This window comes from Micromonospora sp. CPCC 205558, assembly GCF_036902955.1.
Lineage (GTDB): Bacteria > Actinomycetota > Actinomycetes > Mycobacteriales > Micromonosporaceae > Micromonospora.
Genome location: NZ_JBAKHR010000020.1, coordinates 74,202 through 90,919, shown reverse-complemented (window position 1 = coordinate 90,919; position 16,718 = coordinate 74,202). Strand labels below are relative to the sequence as shown.

The following is a 16,718-nucleotide window of genomic DNA, read 5'->3' as shown; positions in this document are numbered from 1 at the left end:
CGCACCCGAGGCGAGTCCCGGCACGGGTCCGGGCAGAGGTCGCGATCGGAATCAGCCTCGACGAGATCGGTCGGTCCCGGGACTCCGACGTCGCCTATATGCACAACGTGCACCCGCTGCTCGACGTCGGCTGGCGACGTACCGACTGCCTCATCGCAACCCAACCTACGCCCGGAACAGGTGCCGACGGATCGCCGCCGGCCGAATGCCCGTGCACTCTGCTGAATCCGACGACCGCTACCGATAGAAGCGATTCACCGGACGCGTTCGGCGACCCTCAGCTCAGTCAGGTAGCGCTTGACGACTTGGCCCCCGTAGTTGACGTCGATGAGCCGCGCGAGGGAGTTCAGCAATGCGCTCTGCTGCGCGTCCGGCAAGGCACGGTGGCCGGAGTAGGTCAACAGCAGATCCAGGTAGTCCGCTGTCGAATACGGCAACTCCCACTCGTATCGGTAGAAGCTCGCAGGCCCGAACCGCTCCGACGAGGTCAGCTCCCGATCGTCCTCCGGAATGTCTTGAGCACCTTCAAGACGCAGGCCCGGTGGGGTCGACGGATCGAAGAGCTCGTAAAGCTTCTGAATCTCAACGAAGAACGCCTCGGTCCAGGTGCCACCGGCGATGTGGTGGGTTCCCACGGTGGCCAGCAGACCACCGAGACGCAAGGCGTCAGCAGACTTCGACACCCGCACGGCCGGATCGATCCAGTGAAACGCCGTCGCGGAAAGGACCACGTCGAACGGTTCCGCAGGCAAGGGCCACTCCTCGAACGCTGCCGTCACCACCTCCACCGAGTCGGAGCCGGCAAGGTTTCGCCGAGCCACAGCAGTCATGTCTGCGCCCAACTCGACGGCCACGATCCGGTAGCCCCGTTCCGCCAGCGTCACGGTCGCCTGCCCGGTGCCACAGCCGATCTCCAACACTCTTGCACCGGGCGCTACGCCGGCCGCAGCGAGATCATCGAACATCTGTGCCGGGTACCGGGGCCGCGCACGGTCATACCGTTCAGCGTCCTCGTTGAAAGTTTCGCGCAGCCTCACGTAGTCATTGCTCTCGCTCACCCAGAGAGAGTACGAGTGCCGCTCCTACGGCAGGCACTCAATTCTCAATGCCTGGCTCGCCGAGGCGCTGCAGCTCGCCCGCCTGCCGATCGTTACCGGAAATTCGCAATGACGTGCCCGTTCCACGACGACGGCTTCTGGTTCGCCCTGCGCGAGCACAGCCCGCATGAGTGGGCCGACGCCGTCGCCTTCGACCGGTCCATCCGCAACGGCTCCGCCCGGGCCACCGCGGACGGACACCCCTTGCGCGGCCAGTTCGTCCTGCACCGGCAGCGAATGCCGCTCGACGAGGTACAACTGCGCCCACGTCCCCAACCCGGGCACGCGCCCGGCTGTGGGCCCTGGTCCTGCCCCAGTGGCGAGCCGGTGACAGGCGACGCCGGGCGCGGGGAGGTGACGTGAGCATTGCCCACACCACCGCCCCCCGCATCGGATCGCTGTGCACCGGCTACGGCGGCCTCGACATGGCCGTCGAGCTGGTGCTCGGCGGCCAGCTCACCTGGTACGCCGAAACCGACCGGCACGCCCGCACCGTCTGCGCCCACCACTGGCCCGGCGCACCCAACCTCGGCGACATCCGCACCGTCGACTGGACCCACGTCGAGCCCATCGACGTCCTCACCGCCGGGTTCCCCTGCCAGGACATCTCCAACGCCGGCAAGCGCGCCGGCATCACCGGGACGCACTCCAGCCTGTGGAGTGCCGTCGCCCACGCCGTTTGCGTCCTTCGACCGCCGCTCGTGTTCGTGGAGAACGTCGCCGCCCTCCGGCGGCGAGGATTCGACGTCGTCGAAGCCGACCTGGCCACGATCGGGTACGACACGAGCTGGCTATGCCTACGCGCGTCCGACATCGGCGCCGCCCACCGCCGCGACCGGCTGTTCCTGCTGGCCACACCCACGTCACGCCCGAGAGGAGATGCGGACGCTGCCGACACCGTGCGCCCGTGACGGCAAAGGCCCCGGCCACCAGCACGGCCTGCCCGACCTCATCGAACCGTCGGGCTCCACGCACGGCTTCCTACCCACCACCGCGGAGCGCACCGTTCAGCACGCGCACACCGACGCCGAACGGTTGCTGCCCACACCGAGAGCGAGTGACACCGGCACGCCCGGACGACGCGCGGGCGCCGGGTTCCGGCCCCCGCTGTCTCAGGTGCTGCTGCCCACCCCCAGGGCCACCGACGGCGAGAAGGGCTGCCCAGGGCAGCGCGGCTCCCAAGGAGACCTCACCCTCGCCTCCGCGGCGGTGCGGGTCCCGGCCCGGATCCTGCCCACCCCGCGCGCGTCCGACGGGCGCGGCCCCGGACACCACGGCGACGGCGGCGCGGACCTGCGCACCACCATCGCCGCCCTCGGGCAGCCCGACGAGCAGCGGTGGGGCGGCTATGCCCCGGCCGTCGCCCGCTGGGAGCTGCTGCTCGGCCGCCCCGCGCCCGAACCCACGCAAACCGGCCGGCACGGCAAGCCCGTCCTCGCGCCGTCGTTCGTGGAGTGGCTCATGGGCCTGCCCGACCACTGGGTTACCGACCCCACCCTCGGGTTGCCCCGCACCGCCGCACTGCGGGTCCTCGGCAACGGCGTCGTCCCCGCCCAAGCGGCGACTGCCCTGCGACTTCTGCTCTGCCAGCACACCTAGCCCCTGCCAGCCGGCGGTGGCTCGTCGCGGCGCACCCACACACCGTCCGCGACGAGCCACCACCCCGATCTCCAACCGCCAGAACCTCCGACGTTCGGGAGTCGACCGATGCCTGCCAACCAGCCCCGCGCCCGACGCCGACCACCACCGGCCGCCCCCACCCCTCACGAGACAACAGTGAGCCACGACGAGCAGGACCCGCGGCTTTATACGCCGGCCGAAGCTGCCGCCCGACTCCGCGTGCCGGAGTCATGGCTGCGCCGCCGCGCCGGCCGCCGCCAGATCCCTTGCACCTTCCTCGGCAAGCACCTGCGCTTTTCAGCCGCCGACCTCGCCGCCATCATCGCCGCCGCCGCGCAAGTCCCCACCGGCCGGCGTACTACCCGACGCCACCGACGCCCCACCGGCGACTTGCCCCGCCCCGGCAGCCACGCGTCAATCACCACCCCTGACACCAACCGGACGGAGACCACGCCATGGCCTGGGTAGAGAAGCGCGGCACCCGATTCCGCGTGCGCCTGCGCATGCCCGACGGAACCGTCACCACTGACTCATCCCACGACCTGCGCGCCGACGCCGTCATCCGCGCCAAGGAGATCGACGTCGAAGCGGCCCGTGACACCTACATCGACCCCCGCGCCGGACGAATCCCCCTCGCCGACTGGGTTCCGATCTGGGAAACGACCCACCAAGCAGGCCCCGCGACCTGGGCCGCCTACCGCAGTCACCTACGGCTGCACATCCTGCCCGCCCTCGGCCCGCTGCCGCTGATCGACATCCGCCGACAACACGTCAAAACCCTCGCCGTCGCCCTCGGCCAGCGCCTCTCGCCACGATCCGTCGCCGACGTGATGATGGTTCTGTCGATGGTCCTGCAAGAAGCCGTCGAAGACCGACGCCTACCCTTCAACCCCTGCCGGGGAATCCGGATCCCCAAAGGCATCCGCGGTGAGCGACCGCATGCCACCGCCGAGCAGGTCGCCGCGATCGTCGCCCGCCAAGCCCGCCCCAGCGACGGGCTGCTCATCCTCACCGCCGCCTACACCGGCATGCGGTGGGGAGAACTCACCGGACTCACCCGCGACAACGTCGACCTCACCACCGGCAGCATCCACGTCCACCCCGACGTCGGCGCCCTGCACGAAATCGAAGGCAAGCTGTTCCTCGGCCCACCCAAGACCAACGACTCGGTGCGCCACATCCGGCTGCCCCGCTTCCTGACCACCCTCCTGACCACCCTCCTCGCCGAACAACCCCACGACATCGTCTTCCCCGGAGCCCGCGGCCACCACCAGCGGCGCTCCAACTTCAACCGCCGGGCCTGGACCCCCGCCGTCGCCGGCAACCCTCAACGAGGCACCCCGCCGGTCCTACCCGGCATGCACTTCCACGACCTGCGCCACACCCACAAGACCTGGCTCATCGAGGACGGCATCCCCGAGATCACCCAAGCCCGCCGCCTCGGCCACCGCCTGCCCGGCGTACGGGGTATCTACAGCCACGTCACCGAGCCAATGATCACCACCGTCGTCGACGCGCTGCAACGTCGATGGGAAACCACCCAGCCCGACCATGCCAGCGATACCGTCCGACGACTGCGCGTGGTCGCCTAACGAACAGGGGAGGATGAGAGTTATGCCTCAAGCCTTCGTCGCGGAACCTCCGTGCGCGGTGTGCGGGCGCCCGGCAGCCCACATCGAACTCGTCGCACCCGCCTCCCAACCGGTGGACTGGCAGCGCTGGACACCGCCGCAGCGCAACGCCTACACCGCCGCCCGACAGCGCCACAGCGGCCAGCAATGGTGGCTACTGTTCTCCGGGATCGTGGCGGGCGACGGATTCGGCCGACCGGTGGACCCGGCAGAGGCACAACGAATCGCTGACGCCTTCACCCAGCCGTACCGGTACGCCGCCGTCACCTCCGCGGGCTTCTACGACGACGCCGGATTCTGCGGCCAGTGCGACGCCCCTTACTGCTACCACCACTGGAACGTCTCCAGCACCGGCTACGGGCGATGCCCGCGAGGCCACGGCAAAAGCCTCTACCCACACTGGTGGCCCGATGATCTATGAAGCCGAGGATCCGTCCTCCGGCTGCGGCAGCGCTGACCCAGGAAGACAATCCGCGATGACAGCCCGATCAGTCGTGGATCCGCACTGGGCGCCGGGCTGCTCGCGACAACCGAACAGCCGTGCCCGCTGTCCTTGCCCCGCTGGCTCACCGGCGTCGCATGACCGCGTGCAGCGTCCGGCCGCCCCCCACCTCCGTTAGAGTGACGAGTTCCCATCCTGTGTGGCTGAGGTAGTCGGCGGCCGCGAGAGCCTGGCTGATGTTGTCGCCGCCAGCGGCGTAGGCGACCACGGCAAGATGCCGGTGAGGGTAGGCGCGTAGATCGACCAGTTGCTGCAAAACCGCCGCCGCGGTGATCGCACGGGAACGAGCGACAGACTCGATGGTCTCGTGGGGCATGCCTCGACGATAAGGGCAACCCACACGGGCGAGAACGACGAAGGCATCAACCACCCTCGCGACCAGCCGGGTGTCAACGCCGGTTGGAATTTCAACCGGCGTTGATAGTCCCCGGCCTGGGCCGTGGTACCTGCGGGATCAGTGCACTCGTGCGGTGCTCCTCTTCTCCAAGCTCCTCCGCACCGGCATTCTCAACGACGCGCTCGTGTCGACCAGGGTCGTCTCTAGCGTAAGAAGTAACAACGGCCGCCGCCCGCCTCGATCGGACCTACCCCAATCAGCCCGGTAGGGGGGCCTCGGCGGACTACGTTCGATGTGGCACGATCCCGGGCGTGGATCCATCTGGGGCAAGGTGACATGGCACTTGACATCACTTACGGCCGACCTGAGTTGCTGGCGGTGCGTACCGCGGCCCGCGGAGGTGATTGGCCCGGCCTGATGGATGCGATCACGGCCGGCGTATCCGATGACGAAGATCGGTCAGACCGCGTCGAAGTTGCCGTGCAGACCTTGATCGGGCGATGGAAGACCGTTGTCCCGGCCCACTTCGAGCAGTACATCGCCTCGCTCGGAGCAGACGCTACCGCGTACCTGCTGCGGGGCGCGCTGGAAGTCGCACGGGCTTGGCTGTTACGCGGCGGGGCTCTTGCCCGCTACACCCGCAGCGAGCAGATGTCGAGCTTCCACCAAGGTCTGCACCGTGCCCAGGAGCTGCTGCAGGCGTCGGCCGCGCTGGCGCCTGCGGACGCATCGCCCTGGGTGTGGCTACTGCAGCTGGCGCGAGGGCTGGAAATCGGCCCGGAGCGTACCGGCGAACGCCGCGAGGAGCTGGCCAAGCGCAGTCCCTACCACTTTCGCGGGCACTATCAAGCAGTCATGTCCGTCACTCCGCACTGGGGATATTCCGCCGCCTTCACGGCACAGTGCGCGCGGGAGTGGACCGACGGCCATCCCGTCGGTTCCCCGACTCACGCGTTGATCCACATCGCGAATTTCGAACGCTGGCGCCGCGACAACACCGGCACGCCCCTGCGGAAGGACGTCGACGCTCTCGAACGCGCCCGGCAGGCGTCGACTCGGATGAATCTGGCAAGCTGCGAGCGGCCCGGCGAGATACTCGCTCACAACTACGCCGCCGCCTGGTTCAGCGTCATAGGCGACCGGAGATCGGCCAGGCCACACCTTGTCTTGATGCGGGGCCGGGTGACCCGATGGCCCTGGAACGACGTGGGCGACAACCCAATGGCCGTCTACCGCGTTCACCGGCTGCGGGCAGCGCTCGGCATCTGATGCAGCGTCCCGTTAGCGTACCTCTGCGGTTTTGAGCAGCAGTTGACGGCGCCATATGTGGCCTGGCAGGGGAGTGTGCGCAGGTCCTGGCGGTATGGAGCCATTGGTTAGTTTGGCCTTGCAACTGGGAGCAGATTGGGGGCAGGTTGGCGAAGAGTTCTTCGCCCGCCAGGTGCTCACCGAGGCCGGACAGAGGCGAGGCGCTTTGACCTGCGGTGATGGAGATCGAGCGGTGCGGCGTGACCTCCCAGTAGGGCTCGAAGTGGTCAGGCGTTGCTGCTCCCTGGATAGCTGGCGCCGGCCGGCGCTCGGTTCGTCTAAGGCCACGTCTGTAGCCGTGCTGCAAGTCGATGTGGAGCGTTGCGGGTGAGCTTGCTGGAGTCCGCCGCGGTTCCGCCATTTGAGACACCGATCCCACGGGTAACGTTCTGAGCAGGCCCTTCAGGCTGGGGACCTCTTCGGCGGATCCGGAGGCGTCAGCGTTGGCGCTCCGCGGAGGCAGAAGAGCGGCGTCCGCACATGTCGATCAGCGAGCACCCCACGAATCGGCCCGGGGCGAAGCGGACCGATGAGGAGCGAGGCTCAAGAGCCAGAAGGACGCATGCGTCGGCCCGCTGCCGCCCGACCGCGGACGAGACGATCAGGTGCTACGACACGAGTTGAACAGCAGCGGCTGCGGAACGAGTCACTGTAGGTGAGGCTGCTGCCGGACAGATGTCCTGCTGTCCCTTTGATCCTTTCAAGTTGTGATTGATCTTTACAGGCGATTGTCAGGGCTCCTACAGTTCGGCCACTCATTGGGTGTGATCAACGGGGGCCTTGGGTGGTTGCTGCATATCTCCGCTTCGAAGCCGAGCCGCGTAGGCGTAGCAGGCGTCGCGGCGGGCTCGGATCGTTCGCGGCTGTGCTGCTGTGGGTGAGCGCTGGCGCGGTGGTGCCGCTGATGGCGGCACCGGGTCAGGCCGCTGCGGCCCCGGCGGATTGCTCGACGTTGGTTCTTGAGGATGTCCGGGCAGCGGCGCTGCTCGCGGCGGAGTGCGGCGAGAGCGTTGAGGTGCTCGGCGAGCGCTCTGAAACCACGCAGGTGTTCGTCGACGCGTCAGGTGTGGGGCGGTTGGAGTCGGCGGTCGTGCCGCAACGGGTGCATCGCAAAGACGGCACCTGGGCAGACATCGATCTAGCGTTGCGGTCTGTGTCTGGCGGACTCGCGCCGGTGGCGTCGACGGCTGACATGACGTTCTCCGGTGGCGGTTCAGGCGCGCTGGTCACGTGGCGTGAAGGCGCTTCCACGTTCGAGCTGAGCTGGCCAGGATCGCTGCCGGTGCCTCGGGTGAATGGGGCGACGGCGATTTACGACGGCGTCCTGCCGGGGGTGAATTTGCACGTCACGGCGGATCGGGCCGGGTTCCGGCATGTGTTGGAGGTGTTGAACCCGCTGGCGGCGACTAATCCGGCGTTGCGCCAGGTCCGCTACGGCCTGGGCGGCGACATGAAGGTCACCCGCACAGCCGACGGCGGCCTGAGTCTGGCCGAAGCGTCGGGTAAGGAGTTGCTGCAGGCGTCGCCAGCGGTGATGTGGGACTCTTCGGCCTCCACACCCGCACCCGGCCTGCAGGAACGCGTGGCAAGCCCAGAGGATGTCCCTCAAGCAGAGACCGGCACTGAGGTGCCAGGACCGTCCGATCTGGTCTCGACCCCGCAGCGTCCCGGGGATCTGGCTGCGTCAGCGCCGGTAGAGGTGGCGGTCTCCGGCAGCGACCTCACGCTTACGCCTGACGCGGACATGATGGCGGCGCCGCCGGCGGCATTCCCGCTGTTCATCGATCCGGCGTTCAGCAAGCTGCGATCGAAGTGGGCGTATGCGAGTAGTAACGGGGAGAACAACGACACCAGCGCTGCGCGGGTGGGATTGAGTCCGGACTCGGGTGCTCGCTACCGTTCGTATTTCAGCTTCGACACCTCGGCGATGAGTGACACGACGGTGTTGACCGCCAAGGTTCTGATGAAGCTGGATCACTCCTGGTCGTGTGAACCCACCTGGGTGCACCTGTATCGCACCGGGAGTTGGACGGCGTCCAGCGGCAACCGGCTCGCTTGGTCCTCGTATCCTCTGGGCTCCTCGGCCACCTGGTTGGATTCCTGGGAGGGCAACGCCAACGAGGCTGGCGGGTGCGGGTCGCAGCAGCAGAACTCCGACGCGGTATTCGAAGGTGGCAGCCTGCTGCAGGATGTGCGGGCGCAGGTGGGTAGCAGCAGTTCCTACTGGGTGGGCTTGTGCGCCTGCAATCCCGAAAATGAGTGGGAGAGCGCTCAAGACCGGTGGAAGAAGTTCTTCACCGACAGGACGTATCTGGTGGCCACGTTCGATGTGAAGCCGAACCCACCTGTGGGCTTGGCGTTCACCACCACAACGGACTGCTACCGGCAGTGCGCGTCACCCGCGGTGCTGCGTAGTTTCACCCCGACTTTGCGGGCACAGGTGCAGGACCGCTTCGGTGGTGTGCTGGGGACCGCGTTCGAGATCCGGACCTCGGCGAGCCTGACAGGGACGATCGCGGTCAGCAGCACCACGATGCCCTTCGCCTCCGTGACAACGGTGGGTAATGCCACAGGCGTCGCTACGTCGAAGGTGCCGGCTGGGTCGCTGGTGGCCGGGGTCACCTACTATTGGCACGCGACGAGCATGGATGAGGCCGGACTGTGGAGCGGTTGGGGTTCCTGGTACAGCTTCACGATCGACAACACTCCGCCGACGGTGTCGAACGTGACCTCTACCCAGTATCCGTTCAAGTCCTGGGGTGCCACGCCGGGCACGGCGGGAACGTTCGCGTTCACGGCCGCCGGAGCCGCGGAGTACACCTGGGACATCGATGGCGGAAGCGCGACCACCACGACGTCGGCGTCGGCCGCCTACACCCCGGCCACTGACATGGTCCACACGCTTCATGTGAAGGCGAAGGACAGCGCTGGCAACACCAGCAGCACGTACGACTACCAGTTCTGGGTCTCTCCCGTCCCTAATGCGTACTCGCTGTGGACGTTCGACGAGACAGACCCGGCGAAGACAGCGGCCGACACAGGAAGCGGCTTCACCGCGCGCAATCCTGGGACGCTCACCGGCGGGGCGCACTTTGTGCCCGGTTATCTGAAGAACGCGTTGCACGTGTCCGGTGCGGCCGGGGACGGCATGGTGACGAGCGGGCCGGGCCTGGACACGACGAAAAGCTTCACCGTCATGGCATGGGTGCGCCCGGGCAATCTTTCGGCACGCCCCCTGCAGACGTTCCTTACCCAGGACGGGTCCTCGATGTCGCGGTTCCAGCTGCAGTACCGCCAAGACGCCAACGGCGGCCGAGGCGGCTGGTGCTTCACGCTGTCGAGCGCGGACACTGCCAGCGCCGGCAAGGTCGCGCCCTGCGCGGGCCAGAACGTCGGCATACCGACCAACGGGGAGTGGGTTCACGTGGCCGGCCGCTACGACCGCGTCACCGGCAAGATGCGCGTCTACGTGATGGGCGACCCGAACTCCTGCGCAGGTGAGGTCACCGAGGCAACCGCGCCGCCCTCCTGGTCGGCCACCACACCGTTCAGGATCGGGCACGACTTCAGCGGCGACATCGACGATGTACGCGCCTACCAGAGAGTCCTGTCGGACTCGGAGATCTGTCAACAAGCGTCGCAGTAACCAACCAGATGCCGCCACGGCCCGGGAGACACCGGCCGTGGCGGCACAGCCGGCGAGCCGGCGCAACACCAACGATTGGTGGCGCTGCCACCCATCGCAGGGTTTGGCAAGACACCGGCCAACGCCGGTCGAGTCTGTCGTCTGTACCGCATGGGGAGCGTTCTGGTGAGTGGAACTGGTTCCGGTCGAGCGCGAGTGGGCTTGTTCAATCGGCGCGTGTGGCGATCGGCGTTGCTTGCCGGCGGTCTGTCGATCGCCGTGGTGGTCAGCGGGTTGGGGCAGCCAGCACAGCGAGCCGAGGCCGCACCGAAATGGACGGCACCGACGCCGAAGGAAGCCACCGGTGTCCCGGTGCATGACGCGGTGCCGGGCAAAAGTCGCTCCACGCATGCCGCATCGAGCGTGACGACCGAGGCCAAGAAGATCACCTGGCCTTCCGGTACTGGAACGGCGAACCTCGGCCAGGCGCAAGCCGCCGCAGCGAGGGCCGCCAGCACGCGGGCGGGTATGACCGGGCCGGTTCGGGCTCGCGCGGGCGTGCTGCCGGTCACGATATCTACCCCCACCACCAGCAGCGACACGGACCGCGCCGGGAGCCCGGTCAGCGCCGCCCAGGTCACCCTGCATGACCGTGTGACCACCGATAGGGCCGGCGTGCAAGGTCTGCTGCTGTCGATTGGCCGAGCCGATGGCAACCCGGGCACCGGGCGCACCAGCGTGCAGGTCGACTACGCCGGTTTCGCTGACGCCTATGGCGGCGATTGGGCATCTCGCCTGCGGATGGTCGCGATCCCCGCGTGCGTGCTGACCACTCCGAAGCATCCCGCTTGTCAGAAGCGTTCAGGCGTGCCGACGATCAACGACAGACCTGAACGCGTGCTGTCGGCCGACGTGTCGCTCGCCGGCCGCACGCCGATGCTGCTCGCCATACAAGCAGGCGCGTCCGGCGACAGCGGTGACTACACCGCGTCCAGCCTGTCACCCGCCGGCCAGTGGCAGGTGTCGACCCAGAGCGGCGACTTCTCATGGTCCTACCCGATCCAAGTACCGCCAGCATTGGGTGGACCGGCTCCCGAATTGGGGCTCTCCTACTCCTCGGGCAGCATCGACGGTAAGACCGCGCTGACCAACAACCAGGGCTCCTGGATCGGTGACGGCTGGGACTCTTGGCCTGGCTTCATCGAGCGCAAGTACCAGCCGTGCGCGGACGACAACCCCGATCACCGAACGGGCGACCAATGCTGGTTCAGCGACAACGCCACCCTGTCCCTCAGCGGCCACTCCGGCGAACTGATCAAGGACGGGTCGGTGTGGCGGCTGCGCAACGACGACGGCACGAGAATCGAGAAACTCGCCAGCTCCGCCCGAGACAACGGCGACAACGACAACGAATACTGGAAGGTCACCACCACCGACGGCACCCAGTACTTCTTCGGCTACCACAAGCTGCCCAACTGGATCAGCGGAAACCCGGTCACCGACTCGGTGTGGTCCGTCCCGGTCAACAGCAACAACGCTAACGAGCCCTGCTACGACGCCACCTTCGCCAACGCCTTCTGCACCGAGGCGTGGCGGTGGAACCTCGACTATGTCGTGGACCCGAACTCCAACACCATGGCCTACTTCTATGGCAAGGAGTCTGGCGCCTACGCCAAGGACAACGACCCCGCCAAGCGCACCACGTACGACCGCGGGGGCTACCTCAAACGCATCGAATACGGGATGCGTAAGGACGCCGAGTACGCCCAGGCCGCGCCGCTGCGCGTGGTGTTCGACACCGCCGAGCGGTGCATGTCGAACTGCTGGACCGGTGCAGCATGGACATCCGACCCGGTGAAGGCGCAGTGGTTCGACACGCCTTGGGACCAGTACTGCGACAGCGGGGACCAGTGTACCGAGCAGGGCGCGCCGACCTTCTGGACCACGCGCCGGCTGACCAAGGTCACCACGCAGGTCCGCAACGGCACGACCAGTTACGCCAATGTTGACTCATGGTCGCTGCGACAGGAATTCATCAACGCCGGAACCGGTGAGTCCACCCCGATGTGGCTGCGCGGCATCACCCGCACTGGTCACGTCACCACCGCCGATGGCGCCGCCGTCTCCCATCCGGAGATCACCTTCGACACCGGATCGCTACCACTGCCCAACCGCGTCGACGGGCCTTCCGACCAGCGCTCCGACTTGAACCGGTGGCGCATCAAGACCGTGCACACCGAAACCGGCGGCGACATCATCGTCACCTACTCCGGACCCGATTGCACCCGCGACACCCTTCCAACGCCGGCCAGCAACACCAAGCGGTGCATGCCTTCCTACTACGCGCCCGAAGGCCAGGAACTGAGCCTGGACTGGTTCCACAAGTACGTCGTGACGCGCATCGACCTCGATGACACCGTCACCGACCAGCCCACCGAGGTCACCGAGTACGACTACGACACCCCCGCCTGGGCGTACAACACCGACGAGCTGACCAAGAACAAGTACCGCACGTGGAGTGACTGGCGCGGCTACGGCAAGGCCACCGTCCGACACGGCGACCCTTCCGGACAGCAAACCGCCGTCGAACACCGCTACCTGCGTGGCCTCGACGGCGACAAAGCCACAAGCGGCGTCAAGGACGTCTGGGTCGACGATTCCTGGGGCGGTAGAATCGAAGACCACGAAGCATTGCAAGGCTTCGAGCTGCAGAGCATCACCTACAACGGCAAGGGCGGCGCGGAGGTGTACTCCACCCGCAACGACCCGTGGATCAACGGACCCACCGCAACCCGCACCCGCGACAAAATAACCACGCGGGCGTGGATGATCGACACCGCCGCCACCCGCAGCCGTACCGCACTCGCCGCAGGCGGTTTCCGGTACACCAAGGCCGTCACCAGCTTCAACAGTGACGGCCTGCCAACCGCCGTCGAGGACCAAGGCGACGAGTCCACCACCGCGGACGACACGTGCACCCGATCCACCTACGCCCGCAACGACGCCACAAGCGACGACGGCATCTGGATGATCGATCGGGTCGCGCAGACCGAAACGCTGTCCATCCGTTGCGCCGACGCGCCAACCCCCGCCACTCCCGGCACCGTCCTGAATCGAACGCGCCTGTTCTACGACAGCTACGTCGATGACACCTCGTTCGGGCAGGCGCCCAGCCGCGGCAACGTGGTCCGCAGCGAGGTACTCGACAAGTTCACCGGCACCACACCCGTCTACGTCCGCACCACCACGACGGCCTACGACGCCAACGGCCGGATCAAGGCAGCTACCGACCCGCGGGGTTACATCACCTCCACGGACTACACCACCGCCAACGGCGGCCTCGTCACCCAGACCACCGTGACCAACCCGAAAGGTCACACTCTCACCACCCGGGCCGAGCCAGCCTGGGGCGCCCCGACGAAAATCACCGACGCCAACGGAGCCGTCACCGACTTCGCCTACGACGGACTCGGACGGCTCACCAGCACCTGGATCCCCGGCAGAGACAAAAGCACCCAGACTCCCAGCGCGACATACACGTACAAGGTCCGCAAGAGCGGCGGACCGACGGCCGTTACAACCGAGGCACTACTCGCCACCGGCACCACGTACCGCAAGTCAGTGAACCTGTACGACGGCTTCCTGCGGCTGCGGCAGAACCAACTTCAAGCCACCGGCGGCGGCCGCACGATCACCGACACCCAAACCAACAGTCTCGGCGCCACCAACTGGACGTCAGCCCCCTACCACGACGTCACCAACGCCGCCGTCAGCGACAGCGCGCTGGGACGGCCACAAGGGCAGATCCCATCCATCACCCAGTCCGTCTACGACGGCGCCGGGCGTGAACGCGCGCAGATCCTGCTCGCCAACGGCGCGGAAAAGTGGCGCACCACCACCACCTACGGCGGTGACCGTGTCAGCATGACCCCTCCCGCCGGCGGCACCGCCACCACCACCATCACCGACGCCCAGAACCGAACCGCCGTCCTGCGGCAGTACAAGAACCCCGCCGACGTCGGCAGCAATGACACGACCAAGTTCGACAAGACCACCTACACCTACACCCTGCTCGGACAGGCCAAGACCCTCACGGACGCGACCGGCGCCAACGTCTGGTCCTACACCTACGACCTGCGCGGCCGCCAGATCAAGGCCACCGACCCCGACAAGGGCACCACCGAAACCACCTACGACGCCGCCGGCAACATCGAAACCACCAAAGTCAACACCGGGACGGGCAGTAGCACCAGCACCGCCACCACGGCCTACACCTACGACGAGCTCGGCCGCAAGATCAGCATGCGCGACGACTCCGTCACCGGCGCTCTGCGCAGCAACTGGGTGTACGACACCCGGCCCAACGGCAAGGGCAAGATCTCGTCCGCCTCACGCTTCGCCAACGGCAACCGCTACGACTCCCGAATCGACGAATACGACGCCTACGGCCGACCCACCACCACGTCCGTCGTGCTGCCCGCCAGCGAGTCGACCCTGTGCGCCGCCGCCACCCCCAACACCTGCACCTACACCACCACGACCAGCTACCGAGCGAACGGCCAGCCCTACCAGGTCACCATGCCCGCCGCCGCCGACCTGCCCTCGGAGAAACTGACGATCGGCTACACCGACGTCGGCGACCCAGGCACCCTCCTGTCGGCCTCCCAGATCTACGTCTACTCCGTCAACTACGACAAGCTCGGCCAGCTAACCCAGCGGCAACTCGGCGCGTACGGCTCACGCGTCGTCGTCACCTCAACCATCGACGAACCCACCCGCCGCCTCCAAAGCACCAACGTCGTACCCGAACTCAAGGCCGAAGCAGCCAACTACAACTACCGCTACGACCCCGCGGGCAACATCACCGAAATCCACGACACCCCCGTCAGCGGCGTCGCCGACCACCAATGCTTCACCCTCGACTACCTCCGCCGAATGACCGAGGCATGGTCCCCGGAAAGCGGCAGTTGCACCACCAAACCCACCGCCTGGACGCAGATCGACGGCTCCGCCTACCCGTACTGGCGCACCTGGACACTGAACCTCGACGGGAACCGCAAGACCGATATCCGGCACGGCAGCACCAACACCACCTTCACCTACACCTACCCAGCCCCTGGCGCGGCCCGACCGCACGCCGTCACGAGCGTCAGCGCCAGCGGCGCTGGCACCTGGACCCGGGGCTACACCTATGACAACGCCGGCAACACCAAAACTCGACCCACCACCGCCGGTGCCACACAAACCCTGACCTGGGACCGCGAAGGCAAAGTCACCAGCTCCACCGACTCCACCACGACCAGCTACATCTACGACGCCGACGGCAACCGCCTTATCCGTACCGACGCCACTGGCAAAACCCTCTACCTCCCCGGCGGCGCCGAAGTCCGCTACACCACCAGCGGCACCACTAAGAAGGCCACCCGCTACTACACCCACGCCGGCCAACCCATCGCCATCCGCACCGCCGCCGGCCTGAACTGGATCACCAGCGACCATCACGGCACCGCCGAACTCACCATCAACGCCACCACCCTCGCCATAGCCAAACGCCGCACGCTCCCCTACGGCGAACAACGAGGCGCCACCACCGGCACCTGGGCAGCCGGCATGGACAAGGGCTTCGTCGGAGGCACCCAGGACCCCACCGGCCTGACCCACCTCGGCGCCCGAGAATACGACCCCTTTATCGGTCGTTTCATCAGCGTTGATCCCCTGATGAACACCAGTGACCCACAACAATGGAATGCCTACGCCTATTCACACAACAACCCCGCGACATTCAGCGACCCCAGCGGCCTAATCGACGCCGACTGCCTGATCCACTCCTGCCCCGACTACCAGAACGGTAACGAGCAGGGCAACCGTGACGAGAAGGCCAAGAATCAAGACTGCTGGCCACGGTGCTCCGGAAGTGGAGCCGCAAAGCCCGTCAAGCCGCCAACCATCAACGACATCCGCGCCGGAAGCTTCCCCATAAACGACAAGTACAAGGCCCTACTAAAAGCTAAAGGCTACGCCGGCTCCAACTCATTCACCATTGGCGACGTAACCGACTGGGCGGCCCAAAGTCGCGAGAATTATGTCCTGGTGTGTTCGGAGATAATGGGCGGCGACCCACTCGTCTGCGACGTTCAAAATCCGCTACTGCCGAAGAGAAGCGCCCTTCAGGACCTCATCCTCGGAGCCGCGATCCTCGCTGCGATTGCTTGCCCTCTCTGCCTGGTTGAGGCGGCCCTAGGTGAGGGCCAAATGGCCGCGACCGGTGCGATGATCGGAGGAGGCGGGCTGGCAGCGCTTCGTCAGTTCGGTGGCATTAAGGCTGCGCCGGAGTTCCGCTCAAACACAACGCATATCTTCCGAGATGGCCATCCTGGGCACCTCAAGGTAGATACGCCGGGGAATCGCGAAATGATTCAGAGGGCAATCAGGCCGCAGAACCTTCGTTCGAGGATAGAACTCCCGAATGGTGGCGGTACACTGGAAAAATATTTTGAGATTCTCCCTGACGGGACGCAGGCCTGGGCCGAGGTTAGGAATGGTACCACTATCACCAATGGTGGATTGAATATCACACCCCGTTAGGGAGATTTCCGTG

At 66.6% G+C, this 16,718-nt stretch carries 11 protein-coding genes; 9 read left to right on the top strand and 2 right to left on the bottom strand.

Annotated features, from left to right (window positions below; translation table 11 throughout):
• Nucleotides 1–254: 254 nt before the first annotated feature.
• Nucleotides 255–1,058, bottom strand: coding sequence for a class I SAM-dependent methyltransferase (locus V6U86_RS22445; protein WP_334506080.1), 804 nt, complete (start codon nucleotides 1,056–1,058; stop codon nucleotides 255–257).
• A gap of 108 nt (nucleotides 1,059–1,166) precedes the next feature.
• On the opposite strand from V6U86_RS22445, the gene V6U86_RS22440 reads away from it, so the two are divergent.
• The 6 genes from V6U86_RS22440 to V6U86_RS22415 all read left to right on the top strand — a co-directional run bounded on the left by V6U86_RS22440 (nucleotide 1,167) and on the right by V6U86_RS22415 (nucleotide 4,769).
• A complete protein-coding gene (locus tag V6U86_RS22440; RefSeq protein WP_334506078.1) occupies nucleotides 1,167–1,460 on the top strand; it encodes a hypothetical protein in 294 nt (97 codons plus the stop codon).
• Nucleotides 1,457–2,008, top strand: a complete 552-nt coding sequence (locus V6U86_RS22435; RefSeq protein WP_334506076.1) for a DNA cytosine methyltransferase — start codon at nucleotides 1,457–1,459, stop codon at nucleotides 2,006–2,008. The genes V6U86_RS22440 and V6U86_RS22435 overlap by 4 nt, the downstream gene beginning before the upstream one ends.
• The gene (locus tag V6U86_RS22430; RefSeq protein WP_334506074.1) at nucleotides 1,977–2,696 is read left to right on the top strand and encodes a hypothetical protein; all 720 of its coding nucleotides are present in this window, start codon (nucleotides 1,977–1,979) and stop codon (nucleotides 2,694–2,696) included. The genes V6U86_RS22435 and V6U86_RS22430 overlap by 32 nt, the downstream gene beginning before the upstream one ends.
• 177 nt (nucleotides 2,697–2,873) lie before the next feature.
• Entirely contained in the window at nucleotides 2,874–3,185 is a 312-nt protein-coding gene (locus tag V6U86_RS22425; protein ID WP_334506072.1) for a helix-turn-helix domain-containing protein, read from the top strand.
• A complete protein-coding gene (locus tag V6U86_RS22420; RefSeq protein ID WP_334506070.1) occupies nucleotides 3,173–4,309 on the top strand; it encodes a tyrosine-type recombinase/integrase in 1,137 nt (378 codons plus the stop codon). The genes V6U86_RS22425 and V6U86_RS22420 overlap by 13 nt, the downstream gene beginning before the upstream one ends.
• A 22-nt stretch (nucleotides 4,310–4,331) precedes the next feature.
• Nucleotides 4,332–4,769 carry a hypothetical protein gene (locus V6U86_RS22415; protein ID WP_334506068.1) on the top strand — a complete coding sequence of 146 codons (438 nt, stop codon included), beginning with the start codon at nucleotides 4,332–4,334 and terminating at the stop codon, nucleotides 4,767–4,769.
• Between the two features lie 145 nt (nucleotides 4,770–4,914).
• On the opposite strand, the gene V6U86_RS22410 is transcribed toward V6U86_RS22415, so the two are convergent.
• Complete coding sequence (locus tag V6U86_RS22410) at nucleotides 4,915–5,166, bottom strand: transcriptional regulator (protein WP_334506066.1); 252 nt, start codon at nucleotides 5,164–5,166, stop codon at nucleotides 4,915–4,917.
• Between the two features lie 357 nt (nucleotides 5,167–5,523).
• Here V6U86_RS22410 and V6U86_RS22405 point away from each other — a divergent pair, with 357 nt between their 5' ends.
• From V6U86_RS22405 to V6U86_RS22395, 3 genes are all read left to right on the top strand, one after another.
• Complete coding sequence (locus V6U86_RS22405; RefSeq protein ID WP_334506064.1) at nucleotides 5,524–6,456, top strand: hypothetical protein; 933 nt, start codon at nucleotides 5,524–5,526, stop codon at nucleotides 6,454–6,456.
• 904 nt (nucleotides 6,457–7,360) lie between these two features.
• On the top strand, nucleotides 7,361–10,141 hold the full coding sequence (locus V6U86_RS22400) for a LamG-like jellyroll fold domain-containing protein (protein ID WP_334506062.1): 2,781 nt from the start codon (nucleotides 7,361–7,363) through the stop codon (nucleotides 10,139–10,141).
• 216 nt (nucleotides 10,142–10,357) lie between these two features.
• Nucleotides 10,358–16,705, top strand: a complete 6,348-nt coding sequence (locus V6U86_RS22395; protein ID WP_334506060.1) for an RHS repeat-associated core domain-containing protein — start codon at nucleotides 10,358–10,360, stop codon at nucleotides 16,703–16,705.
• The last annotated feature ends 13 nt before the right edge of the window (nucleotides 16,706–16,718 follow it).

What these genes read in the sequence shown, in the direction of transcription:
- V6U86_RS22440 (WP_334506078.1), top strand. Translation starts at nt 1,167, where the DNA reads ATGACGTGCCCGTTCCACGACGACGGCTTCTGGTTCGCCCTGCGCGAG.
- V6U86_RS22430 (WP_334506074.1), top strand. Translation starts at nt 1,977, where the DNA reads ATGCGGACGCTGCCGACACCGTGCGCCCGTGACGGCAAAGGCCCCGGC.
- V6U86_RS22420 (WP_334506070.1), top strand. Translation starts at nt 3,173, where the DNA reads ATGGCCTGGGTAGAGAAGCGCGGCACCCGATTCCGCGTGCGCCTGCGC.
- V6U86_RS22415 (WP_334506068.1), top strand. Translation starts at nt 4,332, where the DNA reads ATGCCTCAAGCCTTCGTCGCGGAACCTCCGTGCGCGGTGTGCGGGCGC.
- V6U86_RS22410 (WP_334506066.1), bottom strand. Translation starts at nt 5,166, where the DNA reads ATGCCCCACGAGACCATCGAGTCTGTCGCTCGTTCCCGTGCGATCACC.
- V6U86_RS22405 (WP_334506064.1), top strand. Translation starts at nt 5,524, where the DNA reads ATGGCACTTGACATCACTTACGGCCGACCTGAGTTGCTGGCGGTGCGT.